This is a genomic window from Bacillus sp. JJ1773 (assembly GCF_036962035.1).
Taxonomy (GTDB): Bacteria; Bacillota; Bacilli; order Bacillales; family Cytobacillaceae; genus Cytobacillus.
The window spans coordinates 1-4,280 of the sequence record NZ_JBALNX010000122.1 but is presented as its reverse complement, the minus strand read 5'-3'; the positions used below and the strand labels follow the sequence as shown (position 1 = coordinate 4,280).

Here is a 4,280-nt window from a genome sequence, read left to right as displayed (position 1 = left end):
GGAATAACATGGTACAATTATCTTGATAAATTTGAAAATTAAGAAAATAAATATTTTCTTTCAGATATTTAATCTTCAAAAGCTAAAATTCTTTTTTGAAGTATATTCACAATAACATAATTAAATTATATGCATTCACAGAAATATCCCCGCTATATCAGTTTACAGGAGTGATAATCTATGAATCTTCGTCAATTTGAATATATTGATCAAGTTGTAAATAGTGGAACAATGAGAGAAGCAGCACGTAAGCTATTCATTACAGAACCTACAATTAGTCAACAGCTGCGAAAATTTGAGGAAGAAATAGGTTTTCCTTTTTTTGAAAAAAACGGGAGAATACTTAAACTCACTAAAGAAGGTGAAGTGCTTCTTCCAGAAATACAAAATATCCTCTTTTCAGTTAAAATTCTCGAGCAACGTATCAGAGAAATATCTAATCCGCTTAGCGGTCAAATCCATCTGGGAATAGGTCCATTAACAGCAATTAGATATTTACCAAGATTATTCGAAACTTTCCACCAGCTATATCCAAAAGTAAAGCTTAATGTTGTGGAAGGAGGAGTGCTGGAATTAAGTGATTTATTAATAAATAAGCAATTGGATATTGTTGTTGCACCTGTCAATAATAAAACAAAGCAAGTCATGGATGTAAATGACATCGAATATAAGACATTGTTTCACGACGAATATATCGCCATTATTTCTTCAAATCATCCATTATCTTCAAAAAGTAAAATATCAATCCATGATCTTTCAAATGAACAGTTTATATTATATCGGGCTGGCGTAATTAGAGAATATATTATCTCGATATTTGGTGAAGAGTTTAAAGATAATATTATTTTTTCAACTGAGAACAATGAATCTACAAGAGAATTAGTACGATTAGGTATTGGAATATCAATAATCCCGAAATTTTACATTGATACTTGGTCTGCACATGAAAGGGAAGGAATAAGTTTTTTATCGTTCGAAGATGTTGAAATAAAGCCGGATCCTTGTGTGTTTTATAATCGGAAACGTTATGCTCCTGAGTATCTCAAAAATTTTATTGAAACCCTGTTAAAATTTGATGTGAAAGAAATAATCAATAGATAGTTTTTGGATTGCTGCCTTCTATTTAAAAATAATATAATTTAGAAAAAAATCTAAGAGACCATCCAAAAATACAATTATTAATGAGGAAATGGTCTCTTTCTTTTTTATTCATTAGGTACAGCATCCCAAGCTGTAACAACCATTGTATCAACTCCGGTTAGGGGATCAAAAACTCGACGTTCGATTTCACCAATATTTCCACCATAAACATGAATACCTACACACGGTTCCTTTGTAGCACATGATACTTTATGAATATCTTGATCTGAAGTACAGCAAACAACTACATCACCTTTTTCCAATGTCTGTTCACTGATTTTTACAGGAGCGGCTCCTGAGGTTACCTCGTAATGAATCTCGTGTTCACCGCCTTGTACAATTCCAATTACTCCCCATGTTCCATGGTTATGGATAGGTGTTGATTGTCCAACATCCCAAACGGCTGAGGCTATCGAAAAACTGTTATCGGGAGCTACATAGACCGGGTACAAAGTATACTTATTCGGATTTGGTTTCCTATATATCTCAGGAATCACTTCATCCTTAAACATTATTTCTTTCATTCTCACAGCGACTTTTTGAGTAATACTTACTTCGGTTTCTTTTTTGTTTTTTACCAGCATATCAATATATTCAATAAATTTAATAAGTTCAGGATGCATTTTTATAGAATTCAATGCAATACCTCCCTGTTTCGTTCTTTTTTAAAGCGTTTTTTAATAATTAATCATTTCATCTACACTTTAGAAGTAAGCCAATCATTAAAAACTTCATGATTATGCTCGCCAAGTTTTGGAGGGTTTTTGGAAATTTTAAAAGCAAAATTGCTCATCTGTATAGGAAAACCAATATCCTTTGTCAGTAAACCATTGGGAAGTTGGATTTCTTCAATGAGTTCCATTTCTTGTACATGCGGATCGTTAAGTACATCTTCAAATGAATTTATTGGTGCGCAAGGAACTCCTTTTCGATCAAATTTCTCCAGCCATTCTGCTAAAGTGCCTGTAGAAAAAACACGCTGCAGAATAGTAGTAAGTTCCTTTTGATTTTTTGCTCTCAAAATCTGTGAAGTAAATCTTTCATCCATTTCTAGCTCTGGCATCTCTACAATTTCACAGACAGCACTCCATAATTTATCGTTGCCAGCTGCAATGACGAAAGGCTTATCAATGGCATTATACCCTTGATAAGGCGCATTTCTTGGGTGAGCTGAGCCTAAACGTTTTGGAGATTCTCCTGTACCATGATATTCACTAGTCTGAAGTGCTGAAATTCCCAAAAGACTCCCTAACATAGAGCAGTCAATATGAACCCCCTGATTCGTGCGGCTGACTTTAGATAGTGCGGCCATTATGCTATAAGCTCCATATAATGCAGTAACAAAATCACCAACTGGAACACCGCATTTCACCGGGGGTCCGGTTTCTTCACCTGTAACACTCATAAGCCCGCTAATAGCCTGAACAGTTACATCAAATGCCCCCTTTTTCGCGTATGGTCCTGTTTGACCATATCCAGAAATAGAACAATATACTAATTTGGGATTAATCGTTATAATGTTTTCATAGTCAAGTCTATATTTTTTTAGAACACCAGGCCGATAGTTTTCTATTAAGACATCAGCCTCAACACATAATTCCTTCAATTTTTCTAATTGAACAGAGTCATTAAAGTCAATGGTTATACTGCGTTTGTTGCGGTTTAATGAAGCAAAATTCCCGCTATATGATTCCCCTTCTTCACTTTTAATTAAGGGAGGCCATGATCTCATGCCATCTCCGCCATCTGGCCGCTCTATTTTTACCACATCTGCTCCAAGGTCCGCCAAAAGCATTCCTGCAAAAGGTCCTGCTGCAATCTGGCCAATTTCGATTACCTTTAACCCTAAGAGAGGCGGCTCAATATTAATATTTTGCATAGGCAACCCTTCCTTTTTTTATTCTTCAGCTTTTTTCTTTCTTATCTTCACTCTCTCTATATAATGTGAAAATCTTTCTTGAAAATCACCTTCTAAAACTGAGTTTCTTGCTAATGACACTGGTGACGCTATTTTGTTATGCGAATTCTGATCATTTGAACAAATAGCCTTAACTAATTTCTGAGCGTGATTAGGGATAAGTGATATGTGGTTAGCCCGTATAATGGCTGTTTCAAAGCAAGTGGTATTCTCACAAATCTCGTGTATTAAACCATATTGCAATGCTTGATTAGAATCTATAACTTGTCCTGATAATACTAAATGACGAGTTATAGCAGACCCTGTTTCTTTCATTAAACGCTGTGTTCCTAAAATTAAGCCAAATTGGGGACCAGGGAAACTAAAACGAGAGGAAGCGCTTCCAATTCTCAGGTCACATGATAAAGCAAGATCTGCTCCAGCTCCATATGCATAGCCGCTAACCGCAGCAATTGTAATGCATGGTAATTTCATGACCATTTCAAAGGTATCTGCCAAATCGGAGAAAAAGTCTGCTGCTTCCTCATTTGATAAACCTCGAACATATCCCACATCTATTCCAGTGCTAAAAGACTTTGATAATTCACTAGAAATAATGAGGACATCTAATTGACGATGCTCTTGAATGTCTTCCAAATGGCTTCGCAATTCCATAAGTAAATCTCTATTTATCGCATTAAGCTGTTTTGATCGGTTTAATGAAAGCACTAAAATATTTCTCTCCTTAAAATACTCCTGTTTAACAATATAGGAATGTTTCATTCTGATTTCCTTCCAGTAAAATTTATATGAATGCGGTTCCGATTACAGCAATCTCATTATTCTCGTTTATGATTGAAACGATTAATTGATTTTCTTTGCTATCTTGTTCACAGCAAACCTTTATGCTCTGCTCGACTTTAACAGGTTTGATAAATTTTACTTCCAGCAAGCCTATACTCTTCGATCTTGGTAATAGAACTGTTAATTCTTTTTCTATCAAAGATAATAGATGGAAACCATGTGCCAATGTTCCTTTGAATTTTGTGTTTTTTGCATGTTCAGGGTCAACATGTATTTTCCCATATCCCCCGCTGGCCTTAGCAAACTTATTGATAAATTCTTGTGTAACTTTATATGGCTTACTTACATATTTTGTTTCATTCAAATGCTTATCCCTACCTTTCAGGTAATTCTTAATCGAGATATTTTTTATTATAGTAAATCCCATAAATGCGTAGAT

At 35.0% G+C, this 4,280-nt stretch carries 5 protein-coding genes; 1 reads left to right on the top strand and 4 read right to left on the bottom strand.

The genetic code is table 11. From position 1 onward, the window contains the following. Nucleotides 1-180: 180 nt before the first annotated feature. On the top strand, nt 181-1,101 hold the full coding sequence (locus V7127_RS24590) for a LysR family transcriptional regulator (RefSeq protein WP_335490752.1): 921 nt from the start codon (nt 181-183) through the stop codon (nt 1,099-1,101). 104 nt (nt 1,102-1,205) lie between these two features. On the opposite strand, the gene V7127_RS24585 is transcribed toward V7127_RS24590, so the two are convergent. From V7127_RS24585 to V7127_RS24570, 4 genes are all read right to left on the bottom strand, one after another. Continuing rightward, nucleotides 1,206-1,778, bottom strand: coding sequence for a hypothetical protein (locus V7127_RS24585; RefSeq protein WP_335490749.1), 573 nt, complete (start codon nt 1,776-1,778; stop codon nt 1,206-1,208). A gap of 59 nt (nt 1,779-1,837) precedes the next feature. After that, a complete protein-coding gene (locus V7127_RS24580) occupies nt 1,838-3,019 on the bottom strand; it encodes a CaiB/BaiF CoA transferase family protein (RefSeq protein ID WP_335490746.1) in 1,182 nt (393 codons plus the stop codon). Between the two features lie 18 nt (nt 3,020-3,037). After that, nucleotides 3,038-3,820, bottom strand: a complete 783-nt coding sequence (locus V7127_RS24575) for an enoyl-CoA hydratase/isomerase family protein (protein WP_335490743.1) — start codon at nt 3,818-3,820, stop codon at nt 3,038-3,040. 22 nt (nt 3,821-3,842) lie between these two features. Then, a partial coding sequence (locus V7127_RS24570) for a MaoC family dehydratase (RefSeq protein ID WP_335490740.1) occupies nt 3,843-4,280 on the bottom strand: 438 nt, incomplete at its 5' end.

What these genes read in the sequence shown, in the direction of transcription:
- V7127_RS24590 (WP_335490752.1), top strand. Translation starts at nt 181, where the DNA reads ATGAATCTTCGTCAATTTGAATATATTGATCAAGTTGTAAATAGTGGA.
- V7127_RS24580 (WP_335490746.1), bottom strand. Translation starts at nt 3,019, where the DNA reads ATGCAAAATATTAATATTGAGCCGCCTCTCTTAGGGTTAAAGGTAATC.
- V7127_RS24575 (WP_335490743.1), bottom strand. Translation starts at nt 3,820, where the DNA reads ATGAAACATTCCTATATTGTTAAACAGGAGTATTTTAAGGAGAGAAAT.